General features: G+C 58.2%; 1 protein-coding gene. It reads right to left on the reverse strand.

Annotated elements, in window-relative coordinates; all coding sequences use genetic code 11:
- Positions 1-123: 123 nt before the first annotated feature.
- Positions 124-785, reverse strand: a 662-nt coding sequence (locus ACXJ7R_RS34985; protein WP_457155781.1) for a glycosyltransferase, incomplete at its 5' end; no start/stop codon positions are given.

Here is a 785-nt window from a genome sequence, read left to right on the forward strand (position 1 = left end):
CTGCTTGATGAGATCATCAAGATTTTCCCGGGACTCCGGCGGGCACGGGTTTCGGTAGGTTGATACCGAAACTTATCCGAGATCCCGCGCCACCAACTCGCGGCAAGTCGACGGGAGGACTGCTCAGACGGAGGGGCCCGGAAGCTGTCCAATGAGCCTCGAAATTCTGATCCGATACGCTCTCCTGCGCAATCTGTTGACCTTGTAGGTTAACCCCAGATACGCAGGAGGAATATTCAGACCGAGTTCCCCGCAGTTGCAAGATATACGGCCGAGTACAGACCGTTCCTGGCTGTCGATGCGATGTGCCACCGCCGGCAGGAACTTCTCCGGCCCCGTATAGTGGCGGATCAACGCCCGATCCCAATAGCTTGTCTGGAATGCCGACTTCTGCACGTTGAATTCCACGGGAAGCGTCTCCCATGCCCCTTGGGCCGCGATGTTGAAGGCGCATTGGTCGATATGGGTGCATGAGCCGTCCCAATAGGGACAGAAGTACGCGTGCGACTTTAGAGCGGACGAGAACCGTTCGGGAATTCCCGACCCAATCCATCGAGACACATCGATGGCCATAAAGCCGGAATTGAAGTAACGCCGTTCGAGGCCATGCTTGTCGCAGTTCTCAAAGAATGCGCGGTTGTCGAGACCTGTGCAGATGGAAAGGTCGGGCACGGCCGCGAGAGGTCGCGTCGTCGGGGCGGCAGCTGCCAGATCAAGAGGCCGCACGGCCAGTGTATCATTGTCGAGGTAACAGACGACATCGTGATCGCCCGAGACGGCGGCGA

Source organism: Mesorhizobium sp. P5_C1 (assembly GCF_054049815.1).